The sequence below is a fragment of the Streptomyces sp. CHD11 genome (genome assembly GCF_018638295.1).
Classification (GTDB): Bacteria; Actinomycetota; Actinomycetes; order Streptomycetales; family Streptomycetaceae; genus Streptomyces.
Genome location: NZ_JABTTS010000006.1, coordinates 42,994 through 66,258, shown reverse-complemented (window position 1 = coordinate 66,258; position 23,265 = coordinate 42,994). Strand labels below are relative to the sequence as shown.

23 protein-coding genes and 1 pseudogene are annotated in these 23,265 nt (G+C 71.6%); 6 read left to right on the top strand and 18 right to left on the bottom strand.

Features of this window, described 5'->3' with window-relative positions:
• The first annotated feature begins 124 nt into the window (after window positions 1–124).
• Complete coding sequence (locus HTV45_RS08055) at window positions 125–907, top strand: SDR family oxidoreductase (protein WP_215204949.1); 783 nt, start codon at window positions 125–127, stop codon at window positions 905–907.
• A 167-nt stretch (window positions 908–1,074) separates the two neighbouring features.
• Here the strand turns inward: HTV45_RS08055 and HTV45_RS08050 are convergent, their stop codons facing one another.
• Window positions 1,075–2,748 carry a hypothetical protein gene (locus HTV45_RS08050; RefSeq protein WP_215204948.1) on the bottom strand — a complete coding sequence of 558 codons (1,674 nt, stop codon included), beginning with the start codon at window positions 2,746–2,748 and terminating at the stop codon, window positions 1,075–1,077.
• Between the two features lie 139 nt (window positions 2,749–2,887).
• Between HTV45_RS08050 and HTV45_RS34155 the strand changes: the two are divergent.
• Window positions 2,888–3,109, top strand: a pseudogene (locus tag HTV45_RS34155) (3-oxoacyl-ACP reductase); the annotation flags it as partial.
• A 645-nt stretch (window positions 3,110–3,754) separates the two neighbouring features.
• Here HTV45_RS34155 and HTV45_RS08040 read toward each other — a convergent pair.
• Complete coding sequence (locus tag HTV45_RS08040) at window positions 3,755–4,726, bottom strand: TIGR01777 family oxidoreductase (RefSeq protein WP_215204946.1); 972 nt, start codon at window positions 4,724–4,726, stop codon at window positions 3,755–3,757.
• Window positions 4,727–4,904: 178 nt separating this feature from the next.
• On the opposite strand from HTV45_RS08040, the gene HTV45_RS08035 reads away from it, so the two are divergent.
• On the top strand, window positions 4,905–5,162 hold the full coding sequence (locus HTV45_RS08035; protein WP_215204945.1) for a hypothetical protein: 258 nt from the start codon (window positions 4,905–4,907) through the stop codon (window positions 5,160–5,162).
• 394 nt (window positions 5,163–5,556) lie between these two features.
• Here the strand turns inward: HTV45_RS08035 and HTV45_RS08030 are convergent, their stop codons facing one another.
• The 6 genes from HTV45_RS08030 to HTV45_RS08005 all read right to left on the bottom strand — a co-directional run bounded on the left by HTV45_RS08030 (window position 5,557) and on the right by HTV45_RS08005 (window position 8,242).
• Window positions 5,557–6,288, bottom strand: coding sequence for a hypothetical protein (locus HTV45_RS08030; protein ID WP_215204944.1), 732 nt, complete (start codon window positions 6,286–6,288; stop codon window positions 5,557–5,559).
• 220 nt (window positions 6,289–6,508) lie between these two features.
• Window positions 6,509–6,772 carry a hypothetical protein gene (locus HTV45_RS08025; protein ID WP_215204943.1) on the bottom strand — a complete coding sequence of 88 codons (264 nt, stop codon included), beginning with the start codon at window positions 6,770–6,772 and terminating at the stop codon, window positions 6,509–6,511.
• A 177-nt stretch (window positions 6,773–6,949) separates the two neighbouring features.
• Window positions 6,950–7,120, bottom strand: a complete 171-nt coding sequence (locus tag HTV45_RS08020; RefSeq protein WP_215204942.1) for a hypothetical protein — start codon at window positions 7,118–7,120, stop codon at window positions 6,950–6,952.
• A 1-nt stretch (window position 7,121) separates the two neighbouring features.
• Window positions 7,122–7,403: a type II toxin-antitoxin system RelE/ParE family toxin gene (locus tag HTV45_RS08015; RefSeq protein ID WP_114873607.1), complete on the bottom strand. Its 282-nt coding sequence runs from the start codon at window positions 7,401–7,403 to the stop codon at window positions 7,122–7,124.
• A gap of 4 nt (window positions 7,404–7,407) precedes the next feature.
• On the bottom strand, window positions 7,408–7,689 hold the full coding sequence (locus HTV45_RS08010) for a type II toxin-antitoxin system Phd/YefM family antitoxin (protein WP_251691669.1): 282 nt from the start codon (window positions 7,687–7,689) through the stop codon (window positions 7,408–7,410).
• Between the two features lies 1 nt (window position 7,690).
• On the bottom strand, window positions 7,691–8,242 hold the full coding sequence (locus tag HTV45_RS08005) for an ATP-binding protein (protein ID WP_215204940.1): 552 nt from the start codon (window positions 8,240–8,242) through the stop codon (window positions 7,691–7,693).
• Between the two features lie 147 nt (window positions 8,243–8,389).
• Here HTV45_RS08005 and HTV45_RS08000 point away from each other — a divergent pair, with 147 nt between their 5' ends.
• From HTV45_RS08000 to HTV45_RS07990, 3 genes are all read left to right on the top strand, one after another.
• Window positions 8,390–9,325 (top strand): helix-turn-helix transcriptional regulator, encoded by a 936-nt coding sequence (locus HTV45_RS08000; protein WP_215204939.1) that lies wholly within the window; start codon window positions 8,390–8,392, stop codon window positions 9,323–9,325.
• A complete protein-coding gene (locus tag HTV45_RS07995) occupies window positions 9,322–9,537 on the top strand; it encodes a DUF397 domain-containing protein (protein ID WP_215204938.1) in 216 nt (71 codons plus the stop codon). Before HTV45_RS08000 ends, HTV45_RS07995 begins: the two co-directional genes overlap by 4 nt.
• Before the next feature lie 263 nt (window positions 9,538–9,800).
• A complete protein-coding gene (locus HTV45_RS07990) occupies window positions 9,801–11,027 on the top strand; it encodes a cytochrome P450 (RefSeq protein ID WP_215204937.1) in 1,227 nt (408 codons plus the stop codon).
• A gap of 146 nt (window positions 11,028–11,173) precedes the next feature.
• On the opposite strand, the gene HTV45_RS07985 is transcribed toward HTV45_RS07990, so the two are convergent.
• The 10 genes from HTV45_RS07985 to HTV45_RS07940 all read right to left on the bottom strand — a co-directional run bounded on the left by HTV45_RS07985 (window position 11,174) and on the right by HTV45_RS07940 (window position 23,235).
• Window positions 11,174–12,436, bottom strand: coding sequence for a cytochrome P450 (locus HTV45_RS07985; protein WP_215204936.1), 1,263 nt, complete (start codon window positions 12,434–12,436; stop codon window positions 11,174–11,176).
• A complete protein-coding gene (locus HTV45_RS07980) occupies window positions 12,433–13,050 on the bottom strand; it encodes an ATP/GTP-binding protein (RefSeq protein ID WP_215204935.1) in 618 nt (205 codons plus the stop codon). The genes HTV45_RS07985 and HTV45_RS07980 overlap by 4 nt, the downstream gene beginning before the upstream one ends.
• Window positions 13,031–13,387 (bottom strand): DUF742 domain-containing protein, encoded by a 357-nt coding sequence (locus HTV45_RS07975; RefSeq protein WP_215204934.1) that lies wholly within the window; start codon window positions 13,385–13,387, stop codon window positions 13,031–13,033. Before HTV45_RS07975 ends, HTV45_RS07980 begins: the two co-directional genes overlap by 20 nt.
• Entirely contained in the window at window positions 13,384–13,842 is a 459-nt protein-coding gene (locus tag HTV45_RS07970) for a roadblock/LC7 domain-containing protein (RefSeq protein WP_308309291.1), read from the bottom strand. The genes HTV45_RS07975 and HTV45_RS07970 overlap by 4 nt, the downstream gene beginning before the upstream one ends.
• Before the next feature lie 77 nt (window positions 13,843–13,919).
• Window positions 13,920–15,995, bottom strand: a complete 2,076-nt coding sequence (locus HTV45_RS07965; protein WP_215204933.1) for an ATP-binding protein — start codon at window positions 15,993–15,995, stop codon at window positions 13,920–13,922.
• Between the two features lie 497 nt (window positions 15,996–16,492).
• Window positions 16,493–17,242: a TIGR03943 family protein gene (locus HTV45_RS07960; protein ID WP_215204932.1), complete on the bottom strand. Its 750-nt coding sequence runs from the start codon at window positions 17,240–17,242 to the stop codon at window positions 16,493–16,495.
• Window positions 17,239–18,279 carry a permease gene (locus tag HTV45_RS07955; RefSeq protein WP_215204931.1) on the bottom strand — a complete coding sequence of 347 codons (1,041 nt, stop codon included), beginning with the start codon at window positions 18,277–18,279 and terminating at the stop codon, window positions 17,239–17,241. Before HTV45_RS07955 ends, HTV45_RS07960 begins: the two co-directional genes overlap by 4 nt.
• A 139-nt stretch (window positions 18,280–18,418) precedes the next feature.
• Window positions 18,419–19,519: a M23 family metallopeptidase gene (locus HTV45_RS07950; RefSeq protein ID WP_308309322.1), complete on the bottom strand. Its 1,101-nt coding sequence runs from the start codon at window positions 19,517–19,519 to the stop codon at window positions 18,419–18,421.
• Window positions 19,520–19,981: 462 nt separating this feature from the next.
• Complete coding sequence (locus tag HTV45_RS07945) at window positions 19,982–20,908, bottom strand: S-4TM family putative pore-forming effector (RefSeq protein ID WP_215204930.1); 927 nt, start codon at window positions 20,906–20,908, stop codon at window positions 19,982–19,984.
• 122 nt (window positions 20,909–21,030) lie between these two features.
• Window positions 21,031–23,235, bottom strand: coding sequence for a hypothetical protein (locus HTV45_RS07940; RefSeq protein WP_215204929.1), 2,205 nt, complete (start codon window positions 23,233–23,235; stop codon window positions 21,031–21,033).
• Between the last annotated feature and the right edge of the window lie 30 nt (window positions 23,236–23,265).

Genomic DNA, 23,265 nt, shown 5'->3' with positions numbered 1-23,265 from the left:
CCTGGCAGGTGGGTGCGGAAGGAATTGCAGTGCGCGGGGACGACCCCACGTTGACGCGTACACGGCATTCGGATGACGGTCGGATGAGGTCCGCATGGCGGCCCCTCCCGTACGCTGCGGGGCCATGAACCCCAAGGAAACGGACGGACGGACCGGGATCGCGGTGGTGACCGGGGCGGGCTCCGGCATCGGGCGCGCGGTGGCGGTGGAACTGCTGCGCGCGGGCTGGTCGGTGGCGCTCGCGGGACGCCGCAAGGAGACCCTGGAGGAGACCGCGGCGCTCGCCGCACGGGAACCCGGCGGGGGCGGATCGCTCGCCGTACGGACGGACGTGTCACGTCCCCAGGACGTGAGCGGGCTGTTCGCGGCGGCGGTCGGGCGCTTCGGCCGGGTGGACCTGCTGTTCAACAACGCGGGGACGTCCGGCCCCGGCGGCGTGCCGGTGGAGGAACTGCCCTACGAGGCCTGGCGGCACGTGGTGGACACCAACCTCAACGGGGCGTTCCTGTGCGCGCAGGCGGCGTACCGGCAGATGAAGGAGCAGGACCCCCGAGGCGGCCGGATCATCAACAACGGCTCCGTCTCCGCGCACACCCCCCGGCCCCACTCGGTCGCCTACACCGCGACCAAGCACGCGCTGACGGGCCTGACCAAGTCCCTCTCGCTGGACGGACGGCCGTACCGGATCGCGGTGGGCCAGATCGACATCGGCAACGCGGCGACCGACATGACACGGCGCATGGAGACCGGCGTCCTCCAGGCGAACGGACAGACCGTTCCCGAGCCGGTGATGGACGTCGCGGACGTCGCCCGCACGGTGCGGCACATGGCCGAACTGCCACTGGAGGCGAACATGCAGTTCGCGACGGTCCTGGCGACGGCGATGCCGTACGCGGGCCGGGGCTGAGGACGGCGGACCGGCGGCGCGGGGCCGCGCGAGACGCACACCTTCCGCCAGCGGGGTCTCACGTCCTCGTGCGACAGCCGTTCCACGCCGGTGCGTACCCGCGGTCCGGCGCGGGCCCAGCCCCGTCCCGACGGTGCCGCCCCCTCCCCACGCTCCGCGCCTCCCGGTCAGGCCGAGGACAGCGCCTGCTCGATCTCCTTGATCCACACCTCGGTCTTCTCCGGGTCGTTGAGGCTCCCCTCCCAGGCCACCCGGTCCGTGCGGTGATCGGCGGGGCCCGCCTTGAGAACGATGAGGATCTCCCGGGCCGTCTCCCGCAGTTCGTCGGTCACTCCGGACTGGGCGTTGACGGTCGGACCCGCCGCGTACTGGTAGATCCTGCGCGCCACGGCCTTGCGTTCGCTGTTCTCCGCCTTCTTCCAGAACTTCAGGGCCTCCCGCAGCGCCTCCCCGCGGGACATGGGCTCCTTCGGAGCCGAGTCCTCCGACTCCACGGGCGCCGCGTGGAGTTCGGGGTGGCGGGCACCGTCGTAGCGGTTCTTGGCCGCACGGCCTCCCTTGTAGCCGGCGACGCCGAAGAGGATCAGGGCCGCGGTGCCGGCGAGGGCCCAGCCGACCGGGCTGGTCAGCAGCGCTCCGCCCAGTCCGATGGAGGTCGCCGTCGTGATGGCTCCCGCGGCCCTGGTGGTCTGGCCGACGGCGGTGAGGGCCTGCTTGACTTCCTTGTTGCGCTGCTTCTTGAGCGCGTACCGGTGAGCCGCGGGCAGCTCCTCGTACAGCGCCTTCTTGTCCATTTCCCGCTTGAGTGCCGCGGCGGCCTCGGCCAGCGGCTTCGTCGTCTCGAAGGCCGCGTCGATGGCCATCTCGAAACGGGCCAGCGGGGTGTCGCCCGCGTCGGCCACGTACATGTCCAGCGCGGCGTGCGCCTCGGCCGTCGCCTCCCCGGCATTCGCCAGTGCCTGCCGCAGCTCGCCCATCGCCTCCTCGCCCGGTCCGGCGGGCATGGTGACGTTCTTCAGTTTCCTGCGCTTCCTGTCCGTCGTATAGGTGCGGGCCGCGGCACGGCCACCTATCACCAGGCCGGTCGCACCGCCACTGACACCGGCCACCGTGCCCACCGGCCTGGCCACGCTCGCCGCCTCGTGGAGCCTGGCCGCCTGCCTGGCGATGAGCAGGGCCTCGCTGACCGTGCCGGCGGCGGCGAGGCCGGCGTCGGCCGTCGTGCTCTTGGCCTTCTTGTTCGCGGTGTGGAAGGCGGCCCCGCTCCCGTGCTCCTTGGCTTCCTTCCTGGCCTCGCGCGCCTCCATTCCGGCGACCACGGTCTCGAGCATCTCGGCGCCGGCGCCCACCCCCACGGCGGCGGCCCCCGAAGCGGCTACGTCCTGTCTGAGACCGGCATCGTTGGTGACGGAGGCCTTGCTGAGGAATCCCGCGTTGACGGGAGAGTGCACGTTACTGACCCAGGTGTCGAGATGCGCGAAGGACTGCTGGGCCCTTTCGAGGGCGTGGCTGACGCGGTCGTGAAAACTCTTCTTCTCGGGGGACGCCTTGCTCTTCGCGGCGGCTTCGCCGCTCGTGGGCGCCGGCGTCCCCGGGGCCTTGGCCTCGGCCGTACTCCCGGCGTTCCCGGTGGTTCCGGCGTTCCCGGTGGTTCCGGTGGTCCCGGTGGTCCCGGTCCCGCCGGACCTCATGACGGTCACCGCGGCCCGGTTGCCCGCGGTGCGCTGGATGTCCGCGAGGGCGCGCTCCCGGGACGTGGCGAGCCTCGGCGGACGCTGCCGTTGCGGAGCCGCGCCAGTCACCGACGGGTGAGCCATGGGACGGTGGGCGGGAGTACTCAAGGACATTCCCCTTCACGGACCGGACCGGGTCTCGGGAGGGTAACTGGAGTATGAACAGATGAACGCACATCGTCATGCAACGTTTACCGACCCGTAACCGGTGCCGTCCGTGGCAGCGCCCGCGTTCCACGGCAGCAGCCGGATCGCGGTGGGCCAGATCGACATCGGCAACGCGGCGGCCGACATGACACGGCGCATGGAGACCGGCGTCCTCCAGGCGAACGGACAGACCGTTCCCGAGCCGGTGACGGACGTCGCGGACGTCGCCCGCACGGTGCGGCACATGGCCGAACTGCCACCGGAGGCGAACATGCGGTTCGCGACGGTCCTGGCGACGGCGATGCCGTACACGGGCCGGGGCCGAGGACGGCGGACCGGCGGCGCGGGGCCGCGCGAGACGCACACCTTCCACAAACGGATTATGTCCGTCCGGCCCATTGCGGCCGGTAACGGACCTATGCTCAACTCTGCTCCACAAAAGCTTCACACTTGGAGCAAGGTGCTTCCGAAGGCCATCTCCAGGGGGGATGCGGCAGCCGTTCCCCACCGTCGGGTGGGGGTGGATCCGCGGGGGACCGCGGATACGCACCGACGGGCGGGACGGCTGCCGCACGAAACGCCCGGACCGGGCGCCCCCTTCACCGCCCGCCCCGACGGGGGGCGAGAACGCGCCGCGCCTCGGTCATCCGCGCGCCGGGTGAGCGCGCCCTTCTCCAGCCCCCGCGACCCCCTCCGCCTGGGCGACCGATCGGAAGCCGGGGATCGGCACGGCGCGCGGACTGCGCGCCCACGGTGAGTCAGGCCCATCGCGAGTGGACCGCGGTCGACGAGGCGTCCTCGTCCTCCGGCCGCGCGCCCTCCAGGACCATGGGCGCGACGGGCGACAGTACGGCGACCGGCCGTCCGTTCCTGGTCACCGTGTTAGCTCGCCGCGCTCGGCGCACTGGGCCGCGGTGAGGATCCTCGAGGCGTTCTGATGGAAGTCACGCGTGGTGGCCTCGATGTACTACAGAGTGATACTCGAGGAGCCGCCCCTCCCTCCGTCCCGTCGGCGCCGCGCCAGGTCGCGGGCCGCCTCCGGCCAGCTCGGGTGCGTGAAGCCGAAACCCGCGTCGAGCAGCCGGCCGGGCACCACCCGGCGGCTCTTGAGCAGCAGTTCGGTGTCCGACCGGAGTGCGAACGCGCCCACCTCGGCCATCCACCGCGTCGCGGGCAGCCCCACCGGCATGCGCCACGCCTTCCGCAGATGCCGCATGAACACCCGCTGCGGAAGGGGCTCGGGCGCCGCCAGGTTCACCGGTCCGGTGAGGTCGTCACGGTCGGCCAGGAACTCGACCGCGCGGACGAAGTCGTGGTCGTGGATCCACGACACGTACTGCCCGCCGCCCGCGACCGGCCCGCCCAGACCGAGCCGGGTCATCCAGGACAGGACGTCGAAGACACCGCCCCGGTCCGGGCTCATCACCATGGCGGAGCGCAGGGCCACCTTGCGGGTGCCCGGGGTGTCGGCCTCCTCCTGCTCCCGCTCCCAGGCCCTGGCGATGTCGACGCTGTAGGACCAGTAGCCGGGCACGCCGGGCTCCGTCCCGCCGATCACGCCGGTGGCCTCGTCGTTGGGCGCGTCGAAGCGGTGGGCGTAGACGGTGGCGGTGCTCATCTGGAGCCAGACCCGCGGAGGCCGCGCCGCGGCGCCGATCACCTCACCCACGACCCGGGTGGAGTGCACCCGGGAGTCCATCATGGCGCGGAGGTTGGCGGGGGTGTAGCGGCAGCTCACGCTGCGGCCGGCGAGGTTGATCACGACGTCGCTGCCGTCGACCTCGCCGGCCCACGCCCCCGTGGTCCTGCCGTCCCAGGCCACCTCCCCCGGCGCCGCCGGCCGCCTGGTCAGCACCACGACCTCGTGTCCGGCCGCGCTCAGCGCGCGGTTCAGGACCGTTCCCACCTGCCCGGTCCCCCCGGGTATCACGATCTTCATCAGCCGGCCTGCCCTCCGTCCAGGACACCACCCTAGCGCTCTTTTGAACATGTTCAAATAATGGGCCCGCCGTGCCATGATGACGGTGCGGGCATCCGCCCGCCGCACGCCGCACGCCGCACGCCGCCCGCCGCACGCCGCACGCCGACCATCTCGGACCTCGAGCGAGGAGCCCACCGTGGCCAGTGGATCCGCAGACAGCCCCGCGACCCTCTACGGGCCCGTCTCGCTCGCCCTCGGCACCGCCGCCGCGGTCGCCGTCGTGTTCACCGGCCTCCTCGGCCTCGCGATCCCGCTGCTCTGCGGCAGCCTGGCCGTCACCTTCGCGCTGCTCGGCCTGAACCAGGGCCTCGGCAGGGTCCCGTGCGCCATCGGCCTCGTCACGGGATCCCTGGGTCTGCTCCACCCGGTCCTCCTGGTCGCGGCCCGGGGATGACGTGGCGGAGCCCGGGAGTCGTATCCAGCTCCCGGGCCCCTGGGGCTGCCACCCAATGCGCACGCCGGTGGCGTTTAAGAGGACGGATCAGTCATGAAGCCGTCGTGTTCTTCCTTTGAACTACCGCACCGTGGAAGAGGTGCAGGCGAGATTCGAACTCGCATCCGATGGCATATGTCCGTCCCCGGTCGATCCGGCGATCGGCGGCGATACTGAGACTGGAGCGAGAGTCTGAGATTGACCGCGGCCGCCGTCTCGGCGAGCCGCGTTTCAGGCTGAACTTCAGTTTCAGCTTGCGCTCCTGGCGCGAACCGGTCCTCAGTCCGGCCCGCGCCCCGTAGCGCACCCCCGCGCTCGCACGCGGGGGCGATCATGGTGGTGACGTGCTGCCACGTCAGCCGAAAAGGTACCCGAACACCGCGTCCCCGACCCGCTGGTCGGTGACCTCGGCACCGTTGGCCTCCTCACGGGCGAACTTGACCGCCTGCTGGAGCTTCTCGACCCGCTCGGTGAGCTCGTTGACCCGCCGCGCGGGGAGCGCCCCGGAGAACTTCACGGTGGTCCAGTACCCGATGGACACGTCCTCGTAGTACACCTCGACCTGCGCCGGGTGCTTGTCGGTCGCCTCCGCCTTGACGTGGTTGCGCGGCACCTTCTTGGTCCGGATCGTGCGGACCGAGTCCGTCTTCCACCAGTCGGTCGACGGGTCGTGCGACCAGGACTCGGCGGCGTCGAGGGTGGGCAGCTTCTTGACGAAGGTGTGCAGGTCGGTGAGCTGCTTCTCGAGGAAGAGCAGGTAGCTGACCGGAACATCGGCGACGACGGTCCGCCCGTCGACGGTCACGTCCGCGCGGGCCGCGCAGTTCGCCCAGTCCTTGGTCGCGGTCACGTCGAACAGCCGGGTCAGCGAGGCGGCCATCTCCCGCAGCACGTCCTCGCCCTGCACCTGCACCCGCGTCGACTCGGGCGGCAGCTGCTCGCCCTCCTCGTCCTTCGGCTGGTACGTACGCGAGATACCGGCCATCAGCGCCGGCTTCTGCACCTTGTGGTGCGCGGCGGTGATGTCCTGGAGCGCCTTGCTCTTGACACCCTTCTCGACCGCGATGATCTGGTTCAGCTTCGCCATGTCGGCTCTCCCCCTTTTCCGAACTGGCAGGAACTTATCCCGTCGGGTCGCACACCCGCAGCTGCTTTATCGCCGCGACAGCAGGACGGCCTTGATGCCGTGCTTCCCGGCTTCCCTCGCCCGTCGTGGTCGAGCACGGGGATGAGGAAGGACTCGGTCTTGCCGGAGCCGGTGCCGGTGGTCACCAGCGTGGGCTCGGGGCGGTGACCTTCCTTGCCGGTCAGCCGCGCGAACGCCCGGCCTGGTGAGCGTACGGCGGCGGGAAGTCGGCCGGGTACCGGTCCAGGTGGCGCTGCCAGCCGTCCTCCGCCGTCCGGAAGGGCCGCCGGATGCGCAGGTACGGCCCGCGGAAGAGCCCGTCGGCCGGGTCGGTGAGGAAGTCCTCCAGCGCGTCCTGGGTGTCGGGCTCGGCCAGCGCGAACGTCGTCGTCAGGTACTCGACCGTCGTGTCACGCAGTGTCTGCGCGGCGAGTGTGGGTCTCATGACGCGCTGCGGCCCCCGTCTCCCGTGTCCCGGCGTGCGATCCGATCGCTCCGGGGGCCTGGAGCGCAGGTCCGGAGCGACCGGAATCGATCACGCTCCACTCTACGGGTGAGGTCCGACAGCCCTTCGGGGTTCGGAGGAATCAGGGTCGGGAGCCGGAGAGGCGGGCCACTGTGGTCACCTCGCGCCGGCCTCGCGCAGCCGCCGGTCCAGCTCCGCGTCGAGAGTCACCAGATCACTTTCGCCCGGGTCGTAGCCGTTCCACTCGCGCAGACCGATACGGACCTGTTCGGCCCGCAGCGCTCGCTCTTCGGGGGTACCCGGGTGACCGGGTTCGCGGGACGGCACGTCAGGGCACCTGTCGGTAGACATCGCGGCGATTGCCGAGAGCCAGGACCCACACGATCAGCCGGCCGTCCTCGACGGTGTAGACGACGCGGTAGTCACCGACCCTGAGCCGCCACCGGGCGCTGTGACCCTGCAGGGCTTTGATGTCGAACGCCGCCGTGTCGCCCGCGTCCATCGCCTTCTGCAACTCGGTGAGCCGGTACAGGATCCGCAGGGCGTCCGGGCGCGGGATCTTGAGCATGTCCCGCTGCGCGTGCGGCGTGAAGCGCGTGACGTACCCCATGCGGTCAGTCCTGACCGGCGCGGAGGACAGTGGCCATCTCCTCGAGCGAGACCGACCCCTCCAGACCTTCGGACTCGGCTTCGTCGGCCAGCCGGTTGAGCCAGGCCTCTTCGGCGTCCTCGGCGATCCGGCGCAGTCGCTGGTACTCCTGGATGTCGATCACGACGGCCTCCTGCTTCCCGCGCCGCGTGATGATCGTCGGGGTCTCCTCGCGCCGGGCACGGTCTATGACGTCGGCGAGGTGGCCTCGGACCTCGGCCATGGATTCAATCACCGGTTCACTCATGTCACGAATGTAGCAGATGTACATCTGGTACGGCCTCGATCTCGCACTCCGCCCAGACCGTCTTGCCCGGGCCGTCCGGCCGTGGGTGCCAGTCCCAGCGGGTGGCGAGGGCGGTGATCAGGAGGAGGCCCCGGCCGGTTTCGTAGACGGCGGGGACCTCGGGGCGGGGTGCGCCGGGTCGAGGCGGGACGCGTTCGCCCCGGGTGTCGGTGACCTCGACGCGGACGGTGGCGGGGCGGGGCCCGGCGGGGAGGAGCGCGAGGCGGAAGTGGAAGTCCCGGCCGGGGACGTTGCCGTGCAGCACGGCGTTCGCCGTCAGCTCGGCGACGATCAGCACGACCGCGTCGTGATCGCCGGTGCCGTACGGGAGGCCCCAGGCGTCCAGGCGGACGGCGGCGAGGTGGCGGGCGAGACGGGCTCCGCGTGGAGTGGAGGTGAAGCGCATCTGGAAGGTGCGGGCCGCCGGCGCGGGTGCGGGTGGGGTGGTGTTCAAGTGGGGGGTGGGGGTGGCGAGTCGGCCGGGGTCGGTGAGGCCAGCGGGGTTGTTCGTCATGCCATCCACGGTCCCGTCGGTCGCGTAGCGTGACCAGTGGTGACGCACCGACGCGGGCCTCTGTACGCGATGTGTCGACGCGAGTACGAAGCGTGCGGCGTGACGTCGTCCCGGGCGGGCGCGTTGGGCCGAAAAAGGCGGTGGTCGATGACGAAGCGTACGGGTGCGGACGCCCTGGCGGGCGGCGGAGACGGCGGAACGGTCGTCAGTGTCGGGGACGGCTGGGAGAGCGACGACGGCGGGGGCGGCGCGTGCCGTCCCGAGGACGGCGGCGGGGGCGGGGGCGGGAAGGGCGGCGTGGTCGCCGCGTTCGGGCAGACCATGAAGACGCTGCGGCTGCGGGAAGGGCTGGACCGGGCGGAGTTCGGGAGCCGGATCGGGTACTCGGCGGCCACGGTCGCGTCGTTCGAGCAGGGGCGGAGGATTCCGTCGCCCGGGACGATCGAGCGGGCGGACGAGGCGCTGGGGGCGGGTGGGTTGCTGTGCGTGTGGAAGGAGGAGGTGGAGCGGGCTCAGTATCCGGTGTTCTTCCAGGGGATGGCGACGCTCGAGAAGGAGGCGGTTGAGCTCGTCTCCTACAGCATGCCCGTCCTCAATGGGCTGCTCCAGACCGAGGAGTACATGAGAGGGCTGCTCGCGATGAGGCGTCCCCCTCTGGAGGAGGAGACCACAGAGCAACGTGTGGCAGCACGACTGGCCCGCCAGGACATCTTTGACCGGCAACCGGCACCCTTCCTGAGCTTCGTACTCGACGAGTCGCTCCTACGACGCCCCTACGGGGGTAGGACCGCGCTACGGGGACAGCTGGAGCACCTGCTACTGATCGGGCAGAGGCGCAATGTCGAGATCCAGGTCATGCCGCTCGACCGTGAGGACAACGCGGGTGTGAACGGGCCGTTCACCGTCGTCACGCGCAAGGACGGCAAGAAGTTCGTGTACGCGGAGTCACGAGGCATCGGCTCCCTGGAGACCGACCCGGAACAAGGGGTTCTGGCCGCCGCTCTCTATGGGATTATCCGATCACGGGCTCTCAGTCCGCGAGAGTCAACGGAGTTCATCGAAAGGTTGCTGGGATCGCTATGAAGAGCGCTGAGTCCTCGACCGTCGCCTCCGGCCTCGCCTGGTTCAAGAGCAGCTACAGCGGAACCGAGGGCGGCGAATGCGTAGAGGTGGCGAACGGTACGGCAGGTATGCACATCCGGGACTCCAAGGCCGCCGCCGGGCCCGTCGTCACGGTGTCGCTTGACGCGTGGGCGGGGTTCGTCGGGCTGGCCTCCTCGGAGCGGAGCGTCTGACACTCGTACGGTCGCGAGAGCCCTGCCGAACCTTTTCGGGCGGCAGGGCTCTCGTGTGCGCCGGACGCCCAAGAGGACTTGGCGGCAGGAGCGCCGGCCGGGAAGCGAGCCGACGGCGGCGCCTGACCCCGGCACATCCGTCAAGGGGCAACTTTCGGCCGATGCCCGCTCCCCGGCCGGTCGGCCTCCGGAGCACCCTGTCGTAACTGACAGTCGATCAATAACCTTGTGCGGTACACGAAATGACGAGCACAGGGAGCCCCATGTCCACCGCCCAGCAGGTGCCCGACATCCTCTCGCCCGAGTTCGCGGCCGACCCCTATCCCGCCTACCGCGTGATGCGGGACAGCGCGCCCCTCATCTGGCACGAGGCCACCAAGAGCTACGTCGTCTCGCGGTACGAGGACGTCGAGCGCGTCTTCAAGGACAAGGCCGGCGAGTTCACCACCGACAACTACGCCTGGCAGATCGAGCCCGTGCACGGCAAGACGATCCTCCAGCTCAGCGGGCGGGAGCACGCCGTGCGCCGGGCGCTCGTCGCACCCGCCTTCCGCGGCAGCGAGCTGGAGCAGAAGTTCCTGCCCGTCATCGAGCGCAACTCCCGCGAGCTGATCGACGCCTTCCGGCACACCGGCTCCGCCGACCTGGTCGGCGACTACGCCACCCGCTTCCCGGTCAACGTCATCGCCGACATGCTGGGCCTGGACAAGGGCGATCACGACCGCTTCCACCGCTGGTACACCGCCGTCATCGCGTTCCTCGGGAACCTGTCCGGCGACCCCGGGGTGACGGCGGCGGGCGAGCGGACCCGGGTGGAGTTCGCCGAGTACATGCTGCCGATCATCCGGGACCGGCGGGACAACCCGGGCGACGACCTGCTGTCCGCGCTGTGCTCCGCCGAGGTCGACGGGGTGCGGATGAGCGACGAGGACGTCAAGGCGTTCTGCAGCCTGCTGCTGGCCGCCGGCGGGGAGACCACGGACAAGGCCATCGCCGGGATCTTCGCCAACCTGCTGCTCCACCCCGACCAGCTCGCCGCCGTCCGCGCCGACCGCTCCCTGATACCGCGGGCCTTCGCCGAGACCCTGCGGTTCACCCCGCCCGTCCACATGATCATGCGGCAGTCGGCGACGGAGGTGAAGCTCAGCGGCGGCTCCATACCGGCGGGCGCCACCGTCACCTGCCTGATAGGCGCCGCCAACCGCGACGAGAGCCGCTACCGCGACCCCGACCGCTTCGACATCCTGCGCGACGACCTCACCACCACGACCGCCTTCTCCGCCGCCGCCGACCATCTCGCCTTCGCGCTCGGCCGGCACTTCTGCGTCGGCGCGCTGCTGGCGAAGGCGGAGGTGGAGGTGGGTGTCGGCCAGCTCCTCGACGCCATGCCGGACATGCGTCTCGCCGACGGGTTCCAGCCGTCCGAGCAGGGCGTGTTCACGCGCGGCCCGCAGCGTCTGCCGGTGCGGTTCACGCCCGTGAGCGGCTGAGACCCGGCCGGCGGTCCGACGGGCGCGCGCCTTCGGCCCGTACGGTGGTCCGGATCCGTACCGGCCGCTTCCTCCCGGCCGACCGTGTACCGGCCGGCCGGGCCCCCTGCGCCCGCCGGACCACGCCGGAGGGCCGGAAGGGCGCGCTACTGCATCACCGGTGTGAACCGCACCGGCAGGGCGTCGAGGCCGCGCATCCAGATCGACGGGCGCCAGCTCAGCTCCTCCGGATCCGCCGCCAGGACCAGGTCGGGCAGGCGTTCCAGCAGGGTCTCGACCGCGGTGCGCGCCATCACGTCCGCCAGCAGCGGGGCCGGGTACGGGCAGCGGTGCTCGCCGTTGCTGAAGGACAGGTGGGCGGCGTTCTCCGCGCCCACGTGTCCCTCGGGCCAGATCTGCGGGTCGGTGTTGGCCGCGGCGAGCCCCAGCACCAGGCAGTCACCGGCCCGGATCTGCCGGCCTCCCAGCCGGACGTCCCGCGCGGCCCAGCGTCCGATGAAGTTCTGCGTCGGTGTGTCCAGCCACAGCACCTCGTTGAGCGCCTCACCGACGCTCAGCCTGCCGCCCGACACGTTCACGGCGAACCGCTCGTCCGTCAGCAGCAGACGCAGCGTGTTGCAGATCCAGTTGGCGGTCGGCTGCTGCGCCGCCGCGATCACGGAGATCAGGTCCTGGACGATCTCCTCGTCCGTCAGACCGGCCGGGTCCTTCAGCATGCGCGAGGTGACATCGGGGCCGGGGGCGGCACGCTTGTCCTTGACCAGCTGCCGCAGCCGCTCGCCCACCCTGCCGTACGCCGCCACCGGGTCGTCGCCCTCCCCCGCGTCCAGGGAGACCCGCAGGTCGTCGACGAGCCGGCGGGTGTCCTCGCCCGAGGTCGGCATCCCGCACATCTGCACCACGGCCCGCATGGGCAGGGCGTGCACGAAGTCCGCCATCAGTTCCGCCTGGCCGCTGCCGGCGAACCTGCCGATGAGGTCGTCGGCGATCAGCCGGCAGTCGTGGGACAGCTCGAACTGGTCCACGCCCTCCAGCGCCTGGGTGATCACTCCGGCCCGCCGCCGGTGGTCCTCGCCCTCGGTGAACAGCACCGACGGCTGGTAGCCGACGAAGGGCATCAGCGGCCAGTCCGGCGGGATGTTCTCCCACTGGTTCCAGCGGCGCGAGTCGCGCGCGAACAGCTCGTCGTGGCTGGTCACATACGTCAGCTCGGAGTAGCCGAGGACCAGCCAGGCGGGTATGTCGCCGTCGAGCAGCACCGGTGCGACCGGGCCGTGATCCCGGCGCAGCGTGCGGTAGAGCTGCGACGGCGCCTGCTGGTACTCGAGCCCTCCCAGGCGTACCGCGCCGGCGTGCGCGGGGCAGCCCGGGGGCGCCGTGGGCGCGGAGGGGTAGCCGGGGTCGGTCACAGTGTCGCCTCCTGGGCGATGGCCATGGCGTGCAGGTGGTTGACGAGGGTGATCAGCACGTCCTTGCCGGACCGGCGGACCCGCGCGTCGCAGTCGACCATCGGCACGTGTGCGGGCAGGGCGAGCGCCTGGCGGATCTCGTCCAGGGAGTAGCGGTCGGTGTCCTCGTCGAACCGGTTCACGGCCACCACGAAGGGCGTGCGGTGGTGCTCCAGTCTGTCTATCGCGTACCAGGAGTCGTCCATCCGGCGGGTGTCGACAAGGACGACGGCGCCCAGGGTGCCGGAGAACAGCCGGTCCCACAGGAACCAGAAGCGCTCCTGTCCGGGCGCCCCGAACAGGTACAGGACCATGCGGTCGTTGAGGCTGATCCGCCCGAAGTCGAAGGCGACCGTGGTGGTGGTCTTCCCCGTCACCGCGCTGGTCTCGTCGACGCCCACGCCCGCCTGGGTCATCACCTCCTCGGTGTTGAGCGGACGTATCTCGCTCACGGAGCGGACCAGGGTGGTCTTGCCGACGCCGAACCCCCCGACGACGACGATCTTCAGACCGGTCTCCGCGGTGTCGTTCAGCGGTGTGCGGTGGGAGGGCAGCTCAGAGGTTGCGGAGCCCATGGAGAACCTCTTGGAGTAGAGCGGAATCGGGCATGGCGGCGACGGACTGCGCCGCGCGCGGGTGGCGGGCGGTGATGCGGCCCATGTCCAGCAGGTCGCCGAGCAGGATCCGCACCACCGTGACCGGCAGCCCGAGTTCCGCGGCGATCTCGACGAGGGCGGTGGGATGCCGGCACAGCTCGAGGATCCGGGCGTGCTCCGACTGCATCCCCGGCACCGGGCCGGACTCGCTGACGACGAGGGTGACCAGATCGAAGGGTTCGTCGGCGCGGCTGCGTCCACCGGTGACGGTGTAGAGCCGGTCGGGATCCCCGGTGTCGACGGGTTTGCGCGTCACGGCGTACCGCTCACCGCTGCCTCGCCCCGCGGCTCGGCCCGCAGGTGCTCGCCGATCTGCTCGACCAGCTCCGTCATCTGGTGGCCGACCACCCCGGGGTCGGCGTCCTCCCCGGCGATGACGGCGAGGTGTGCGCCCGCGCCGGCCTCCACGATGAACAGCAGGCCGCCGTGGAACTCGGTCATCGACTGCCGGACTCCGCCGGTGCCGTCGCCGAACTCCACGGAGGCGCCCTGGGCGAGGGCCTGGATGCCGGAGCAGATGGCCGCCAGCTGGTCGGCCCGGTCGAGCGTCAGGTGCTCGCTCCAGCAGAGCTTCAGGCCGTCACGGGAGAGGACCAGCGCGTGCCGTGCGCCGGGGGTCTGCTCCAGAAGGTTCTGCAGGAGCCAGTTGAGGCTGTTGTCGGTGGTCTGCATGGTGGGTGTCGGGACGGTGGTGTCCGGCTGACCGGTCACCGGCCCGTTCCTCCTATCTCACGAACTCGGGCGGGAGGGGGCGCCGTCGCCCCGGACTCCGTACGGGCAGGACTGGACTACGGAGCCGTCGGCGGCTGGGCCTCGGCGCGCGCGTCCGGCGCGGTTCCGGGGTACGCGTCCGGCGCGGTTCGGGGACGCGCACCCGATCCGGCCTCGGGACGCGCACCCGAGCCGGCCTCGGCGCTCGCACCCGATCCGGCCTCGGGAGGCGTACCCGATCCGGCCTCGGGAGGCGTACCGGGCTCCGCCGCGGGGCGCGCGCCGGGCCCGGACGCGGTGCCGTCTCCGTTTCCGGACCGCCGTGCGCGGTGGAAGGCACCGAACCGAGAGCCCGCGTCGCGTGCGGGGCGGCGCGCCGCCGGTACGTCACCGGTCCGGCCGGGCGCCTGCTGCCGCTGCTCGCGTTCGCGTTCCGCCTCGGCCATGGTGCGGCCGGGGGCCCGGACCGGCAGACCGTTCGGTGTGGTGCCGTCGGGCCGCCGGTGCCGTCCCTGGTCGGGCGGCCCTGGCTCCACGGCGGGGCGTTCGCCGACCGCGGGGCGGTCCATGGCCGCGGCACCGTTCATGGTGTCGGCGCGGTGGGTGGCTCCGGACCACTCCGTGGCCCCGGACGGCGGCTGCGCCCCGGCCGTCCACCGCGTCGTGGCGGGCGGTTCCGCGGCCGCGGTGCGGGCGGGGGCCCCGGGCAGCGCGTCCGGTGCGGGTGCCGGGACCGGTGCGGGTGCGGCGGGGGCCCGCGCGGCCGGTGCCGCCGGCCGGAGGACCGTCTCGTGCGGGACCATGTCGCGCTGCTGGGCCAGCAGGTCCAGCGGCAGCAGGACGACGACACCGGTGCCGCCGCGGGACGAGGGACGGTAGTTGACGCTGATGCCGTACTTCGCGGCGAGCCGCCCGACGACGGCCAGCCCGAGACGGGTGCCCTGCAGCGAGGCGAGGTCGGTGACACGGCCGGCCACCGACTCCTCGGCGCGGCGCATCGCCGCGTCGGCCATCTTCAGCCCGCTGTCCTCGATGGTGACAACGATGCCCGCGCTGCGGTCCTCGACGTAGACGTGCACCTCGTCGATGGGCGGGGAGAAGTTCGCGGCGTTGTCCATCAGCTCGGCGAGCAGATGCATCACGCCTTCCGCGGCGAAGCCGGAGACCGCGGCGCGGGTGGAGCAGTGCAGGCGCACCCGCTGGTACGCGGCGATACGGCCGACGGCGCCGCGCAGGATGCTCTCCATCACGATCGGCTTGTTCCAGGCGCGGCTGGACCTGCCGCCCATCAGCAGGGCCAGCCGGTCGGTCATCAGGCCCAGCTGCGAGGTGCTGTGGTCCAGCTTCAGCAGGTCTCCGAAGACCTCCTCGCCGTGTCGCTCCTGCATGTCCCGCAGGTCGGCGAGCATCCGCACGGCCTTGGCCTGGACCCGGCTGAGCGCCTTGGCAGACGCGGCCTGGGCCGCCGCGGCACGCCGCTCGCTGTGGGCGAGTTCACGGACGAACGCCTCGGCCGGGGTGCGCAGCGCCGGCAGTCCGGGCAGCTCGACCTCGGCGAGTACGGTGTCGGCGGACCGCCCGTCGCGCAGCCGGGCCACGGCGACGGGCATCGTCTCCTGGGTGAGCCGGTGCAGCTCCGCCAGTGTCCGCTCCAGTTCGTGCCGGGTCGTGCGGTAATCGCCGTCCAGCGCGGCCGCCCTGCGGACGTCCTCCTCGACGGCGGTGGCGAAGGCGTGCGCGAGCCTGCGCAGCTGCGGGTCCGACTGCGGCGGCATGCCGGCCAGTACCTCGGAGGCGCCGGCGCCCTCCCGCAGGCGTTCGGCCACGACGGGCAGCGTCGCACCGGCCAGTTGCGAGATCTCGGCCGAGCGCCGGGCGGACTCCGCCCCGAGACGGGCCTTCTCCGCCTCGTGCCGGGCGGCCACCACCCGCGCCCGGTGGACCAGCCGGTGACCGGCGAGGACGGTGACGGCCAGGAACACCCAGGCGGCCACCACCACGGTCAGGGCCCAGGTGAAGGTGCCGGACGGAGCCAGGGCGAGCGCCGCGCCGCCGGCGGCGGCACTCGTCACCAGCACGACGGATGGCACGGCGAACGAGGTGCGCGGCGCCCCCACCGGTTGGTGCTGGCTGGGCGAAGCAGGCACTGACATGGAGCGGTCCCTCGGTCCGTGAGTGCAGGGGAGTCGGGGCGGCGGCGCAGGATGGCCGCGGGCCGGAAAAGGGGATCAGCCAAAGGGAGGGTGATCCTCCGACCACGTACGGCTCATGCTAGCCACGCCGCCGTACGCACAGACGCCGCTGAAGGCATACTCCGACGGCAATCCGGGTTTCGTCGTGAACCCATCGCTCGTATGTACGGCTGTGATACGCGGTGTTACGCCGGGCGGGACCGGCTGAAACGCCGGAAGGTTCCGGCGCCGCCTACTGACGTCCCGTCACATTCAGTGCACCCAGGGCTATTTACTGTCCCGCTCGCCCTTGCGGGCGACCGAGATTCAGCCAACTACGCACGTACGCAACCCTTTTCGAACACCGATCACTGTGGCTACCGGAGTGTAGAGGTGTGGGAATGCCGCCGATCGTGAATGTTCCGTGATAGAGGCCCGCCGGCCCACTCCGGCCCGCCGGCCCACTCCGGCCCGGGGGTTCACCTGCCGGGAGTCGGCGGAAGGGCATCGGTGTACGCGTTCACCGGTGGGGCGACCTCCTCCACGGACCGGGCGTCGAGCGCGGCGGGAGCGGAGCTCGTACCGAGGGTTCCGCCGGGGTGCCAGGCGCCCGTGACCACCACCCAGGTGTTGGCGGAGAGGGCCGGGGCACCGTGCACCCGTATCTTCACGGACTGGGCGTCCGCCGCGCAGCAGGAGATCATGATGCGGGTCAGGAACCAGCCGTCGCCCCGCTCGGCGGCCGTGACGAAGCCCGTCATCCGGACCGGACGCCCCTCGATGGCCCCCGTACGGTCCTGCTGCACGCGCCGGGTGAAGTCGGACAGGGTGATCGGAAGCGGCGAGGTCGCGGGCAGCGGATCGAAGTCGTCGGCGCGGGTGACGGCCTGGGCCGGCTCGCGCGAGGCGGTGTACGCGCCGAGGGAGGGCGGGGCGTAGAAGAGCAGGCTCAGCGCCGGGAGGAACAACAGCCACGCCGCGCGGGGCACGGAGGAGTGGTGGTGCCCGTGGCCGCTGTCGCCGTGGTCCGTGTGCCCGTCGTCCTCGCGCCGCCGCCCGTAGGACACCGCGTCCGCCACGGCGCACAGGATCAGCAGGACCCCGGAGCCGATGAGCAGCGGGCGCATCCCCTCCTTGACGTAGCGCAGATACAGATCACCGAAGAGGGTGATGCGCAGCAGGCCGACGCCGCTGAGCAGGAGCAGGACGGTCGGCAGCGGGCGTCTCACAGCAGGGCTCCTCCGATCAGCACACTGGACAGGACCGCAACGACCGCCGTGGCGGCGGAGAACCGGACGGCGAAGGCCCGCCCGAACGTGCCCGCCTGGAGCGCCATCAGCTTCAGGTCGACCATCGGACCGACCACCATGAACGTCAGCCGCGCGACCGGCGAGAACCCGCTCAGCGAGGCCGCCACGAACGCGTCCGCCTCCGAACACACCGACAGCACGATCGCCAGCCCTGCCAGGAACAGCACCGACAGCCAGGGCGAGCCGGAGAACGTCTCCAGCACGGAACGGGGCACCGCCACATTGAACGTGGCCGCCGCCATCGCACCCAGCACCAGGAACCCGCCCGCGTGCAGGAAGTCGTGCTGGAAGCCGGTCCGGAACTCCCGCCACCTGCTGCCGCCCGGCTGGTGCCCGCCGTGCCGCACGCCGTCGCGCAGCCACTCGGCCCGCCCCAGCCAGAGCCAGAGCCAGCCCATCACCGACGCGGCGGCCAGGGAGGCCAGCAGCCGGGCCGCGACCATCGCCGGCTGCCCGGGGAACGCGACCGCGGTGGCGGTCAGCACGACCGGGTTGATCGCGGGCGCCGACAGCAGGAACGCGAACGCGGCCGCCGGAGTCACACCGCGGCCGATCAGGCTGTTCGCCACCGGCACGGACGCGCACTCACACCCCGGGAGCACGACTCCCGCCGCCCCCGCCACCGGTACGGCGAGCGCCGGCCGGCGCGGCAGCACCCGGCTGAACACCCGCGCCGGGACGAAGGCGTTGATCGCGCCGGACAGGGCGGTGCCCAGCAGGAGGAAGGGGAGCGCCTGCACGGTCACGGCGAGACAGACGGTCCGCCACGCCTCCATCGCCGGCGTCTCCATCCACCGGCTCCCGAAGTAGAGCACCGCGCCAGGGACGGTGGCCGCCCCGAGCAGCAGGAGCGGCCAGGGCAGGGGCAGGTCGTAGCCCTCGTCGTCCCGTACGGCGCCCTCGTCGTCCCGTACGGCGCCTTCGGCGTCCTCGGGCCGTTCTTCCGTTCTCCGCAACACCAACTCCGTCTGCCGGGCGCCCGCTTCATCACAGCGGGCACCGACAGAGGATATGAGTTTTCATCATCGTTCAGTACGGCCATCGCCGGTACGGTGCGACCGCGATCACCCCGGACCGCGGCGGACGGTCACCGGGTCACTGCCCGCCACCGGTGAGCCACGCGGTCGGGTCCGTGTACTGGCCGTCGAGGAGCACCTCGAAGTGGAGGTGCGGGCCGGTGGACAGGCCCGTGGAGCCGACGAACCCGACGGGATGGCCGGTGGTCACGCTCTGGCCGGTGGTCACCTGGAGAGCGGACAGGTGGCTGTAGGTGGACTCCAGCCGCTTTCCGTCGACCGTGCCGTGGTCGATCACCACGCGGTAGCCGTAGGCCGTGGTCAGGCCGGCGAACTGGACCCGTCCCTCCCAGGCCGCGGACACCTGGGCCCCCTGCGGCGCGCCGAAGTCGACACCCGTGTGCAGTTTGGTGACTCCCGTCAGCGGGTGGGCGCGCGAGCCGAAGGGCGAGGTGACGGTGAGCGCCGTGACGGGCGGTGTCAGCAGCGCGCCGGCGGCCCGGCCGTTGTCCTGCTCGGGGTTCTGCCGGACCAGGGCGTCGTACTGCGGCAGCCGCTTCTTGACCCCGGCGACGAACGCGCGGGCCGGGGCCGGGATCTTCCCGGCCTCCCTGACCTGATCCGCCCCGGCCACGTACGCGGCGAGCGTGAGGTCGGCGACGTCACCGTTGACGGTGCCCTTGGTGCGCAGCGCGGTCATCTTCTCCGCCAGGGAGCAGTCCTGCCGCCCCAGCGCCATGATCGCGTCCGCCACGTCGCGCGGTGAGGACGTGCCGTTGCCGTCGTCGTCCCGGCCCCAGGTCTTCCAGCCGGCCTCCGTGAAACGGGCGACGCCCTGTTCGGCGAGGCTCGCGGTGTCGTCCTGCCACCCGGACAGCTGGTCGATGTGCGCGGCGAGGAGCGCCGGCGTGACGCCCGGACAGTCCGCGGTCGCCCTGCGCAGCCAGGGGACGTACGAGCCGTCCACGTTGCTGACGGCCGACTGGCCCGGCGCCGGGCCGGGCGCCGGGGACGTGTCGAGGCTCCCGGTCAGGGAGAGGAAGGCGAAGACACCGGCGAGTGTCACCAGGCTGGGCAGCACGATCAGGACGAAGGGGCCGGGCCCGCGGCGACGGCGCGACTTCGCGGGGCTCGCCCCCTCGGCGGCAGGCCCTTCGGGCGCCGGCGCCGTGCCGGGTATGCGCGGTTCCGGGGGTGGCGTGCCGTCGGCCCCGGGTCCGTGCCCGTCGTGCGTGGCTTCGCTCCCGGTCGTCCCCGCCGCGAGGGGGTACGCCGTGCCGTCCCTGTCCTTGGTCACGTGCCGGGCCGGCTCCATGAGGGCGCCACGGCGGGGCGTGCTGTCGACGGGATGTTTCGGCTCACGCCCCGACGCTAGCGACTCCGTGACGCGAGGTCACCAGCCGGGGGGACAGGGCGAACTGCCCGATGAGGCAGAGCCGTTGCCCGGCCGGCGGGGCCTGCCGACCGACGAGGTGGACGGCGGACGAGTCGGGCTGGACGCCTGATTCGATTCCCTCGGAAGCGGTGTCATCCACCTCCAGCAGCGCGAGCAGCTCTTCACTGGCTTCGTTGAACCGACGCAGCGCCGGGTAGACCTCGTCCTCCTCGGCGCACGCGCAGAACCGAGCACGGCGTCACCCGGCTACGGCGAAGGCGTCGGGTTGACCGCCATACGGTCCAGTTCACCCATGGCACGGACGAAATCGCTCCGGTCCGACGTCTGGAACCGCTTGAAGAACCAGTCGGGCACCCGGACCTGCCGGAGGCGGGTCTGCAACAGGACGTCCTGAATCTGCCGGGCGAGCTGCAGGAGTGCGGAAACCTCCTCGGTCGGCCTGCCCCGGGCGACGTGTCCGCGCATCTCGTCCATGAGCACCGTGTGGGCGTGCTCACGGGCCGCGGCGACCTCCCGCTGGGACGCCGCGGTGTCCATCCCCAGAAGCAGGAGTCCCAGAGAGGGGACGAACCAGTGCAGCAGCAGATCGGAGACGGTCATGGACCGGGCCAGGCCCAGCCCGACGCCCGCCGCGGCCCAGAACAACAGTCCGCAGGACACGGCGGTGGCATAGCGACGGCGGACCCTGGCGCCCCAGCCGAGGCACTGCATCTGGCACGCGAGAACATCCAGCGGCCGGCTGAGTACGGTGGCTTCGAAGAAGTAGTCGTGCAGCAACGACTCGGGAGCCTTGTACCGCTGGGCGACCCGGCTCACCTCGTGCAAGGGCAGTACCGTGCCGCCCGCGAGGACGGTGTTCCAGGGCAGTCGGAGGAGGCTGACGTCGAACATCTCCTGGAAGAGGGCGGCACGACGCATCTGCCTGACCGCCCACAACCGTGCACCCGCGGCGTAGGCGAGCGCCCACAGCAGACCGAGGAGCGTGCCCGGTGTCTTCAGTACGGGCGCGAACACACCGGCCACCCCCAGGCCGGCCAGCAGGGTCGAGAGCGCGATGTGTGACGACGCGAGCCTCTTGGCCCGGCGGTGCGACACGGAGGCGGCTTTGAGGAGCTGCAACAGCTCCGGGTCGTTCTGACGAGCCAGGATCGAGGTGTCTGCTGCTGCCCCCACGGTGTCCCCCCGGCGGGTGTGTGAGCGGCCGACTCCGACGGTGGGCCGGCTACGGCTGAGAACATGCCCGGTACCGAGTGGGGGCATGCGTCACTCGGAGGGGAGCAGTGCGATACAACGGGTCACAGGTCCCAGACTTCGATCCGTCCCTCGCTGCCGAGCATCGCCATCAGCAGGCCGTCGCGGGAGATGGCGATGTCGTTGTACATGCCGGACTGCCGGAGCTGGGTTCCTCCGTCGACCGTGGGGGTGGAGAGCCGTCCCCGCCTCAGCCAGAACAGCGTGCCCGTCTCCGTGCACACCAGACGCATCCGTTTCGCACCCATCGCCTCGCGGCTCTCCCGGTCGGTGAGGGTGCGGCGGTAGACCTCCCGCCCGTCGTCGGTAGCCCACACGACGACCTCCTCGAACGTCACGCACCCGACATGACTGCCCAAGGGCGAGACCGCCAGTTGGCAGCCCGGATCGGGGATCAGCGCCTTCAGCCAGCCGGACCTCAGACGAGGCAGGCTGTTGGCCGTCGTCCGCACCAGCGGCGCCCCCCTGCGGTGGATATACACGTCCCGTGAGCGGGCCATGGCGACGACCGAGGCGTCGATGCTGAGCGCACTGGACGCCAGGGAGGGAGGGCAGGAGATGCTCTCGATCACCGTCCCGCTCTCGAAATCGCGGACGGTGAGAAGGTCCCTGTCGTGCGTGGCGAAAACATCGCCACCGCTGGTGACCAGGAAGTGCTCGGCATCGGGCAGTACGACCGGGGCGGAGCGGAGCGCACCGCCCCGCTGGGGGAAGTGCACGATCTCCAGTTCCCTCGGCCGGGCCACGACGACGCTGTGCGTCAGCGAGGCCACCAGGGCCTGGTGACCGAGGCGCAGGCGCGGGGAGCGTCCTCCGGCACCGGGCAGTGGGCCCCCGTCGACGGTCCAGCGGTGGACGCCGCCCGTCCCGTCGACCACCACAACCGTGTGCTCGGGACCGAAGCCGATCACGGCCCGGTCGTCCCGCGGCCCTGATCGCGTCTCCCACCGTCGCCGCCGGGGTCCCTGGTCCGGCACGAACCCGGTGGCTCCTCCGGGCGCCGCCGTGCCGGCCTCCCCGAAACCGGCCAGTGCGAAGGAATCCCGCCCGGGGTCCGGCGCCGGGGACACGCCGGTGCCGGCCTCACCCGTCAGAACCAGCACCTGGCCCATCGCATGGGCGGCGAGGCGCGCGAACCACCTGCGGCCCGCGGCGCCGATGTCGGTGTACGTCGTGAACCGCAGGGCTCCGGCCGTGAGCGAGAGCAGGAACTGCACGTCCCAGGCATCTCTCGTCCGGCTCATGGCCGCACGCGCGGTGGCACACACGGCCTCCACCCGCTGCGCGGCCTCCGGGACGATGCGGGCCCGGTGCCTGGCGTCGGGGTCCACGATGAAGCGCAGAAGCGCCTTCCGCTGGTCCGGCGGCTGCTCGTGAAGCACGTGGGGGACGAGCGCGGAGAGCAGCAGGGTGGCGGCGTCACGGCCGAGGTCCGCCTTCTTGCTGAAGGTGCACAGGTCGATGAAACGGTAGTCATGGGCCTGCGTCACCTTCTCCTTCATCGGCACGAGGATGTTGTCGAGATGAAGGTCGCCGTGTCCCATCCCACGCAGGACGCGCACGGTGGGGTCGGGCAGGGCGGACTGATCGCGTTCGACCATGAGATACGGATTGGGCAGCCGGCCGCCGTCGGTGTACAGCCACGGCGGCGACGGTTCGAGAACCTCCAGGCTTCGGCCGAACGCGTGCAGGGAACCACCTCCCGTCCAGACGTCGTCCAGTTCACGGCGGAGAAACGCGGACACCGTCACCTCTTCGGGCACGGCATGCTCCAGACCGGGGCCGTTCCACTCCGTGAGGATGCCCCGTACCACCTGCTCGGCGACCCGGGCGGTCTCCTCACTGTCGAGCGAACCGGCGGGAATCGTGTCGCGCAGGCTGTCCCCGGCGATCTCCTGGAACATCACGGTCCTGCCGTCCTCCAGACGCAGGGGCGGGAAGGCATGGCCCGCCAGGTGCCGCCGCGCGAACTCCGGAACAGCGTCCAGGGCCTCCGTGAGGGCGCCGGCTTCCCTCCCCGGCGCACCGTCGGGAACGACCTTGACGATGATCTGCCAGGGCGGGGGCGCGACGTCGGCGGCGAGCAGGACGGCCCCGGTGTAGCTTCTGCCCCGGACGGTCCACAACGGCCGTCGCAGTGACAGCTCGGTCCACCCGAGCCCGCCGGCTCGGCGGTGGAGCTCCTCGATGACGGCGGACCCGCAAAGGGATCGGATCGACTCGGCGTCTTCCTGCGGAATGCGCAGCACTGCACAGCCTTTCGGCGGGCAACGAGCCGG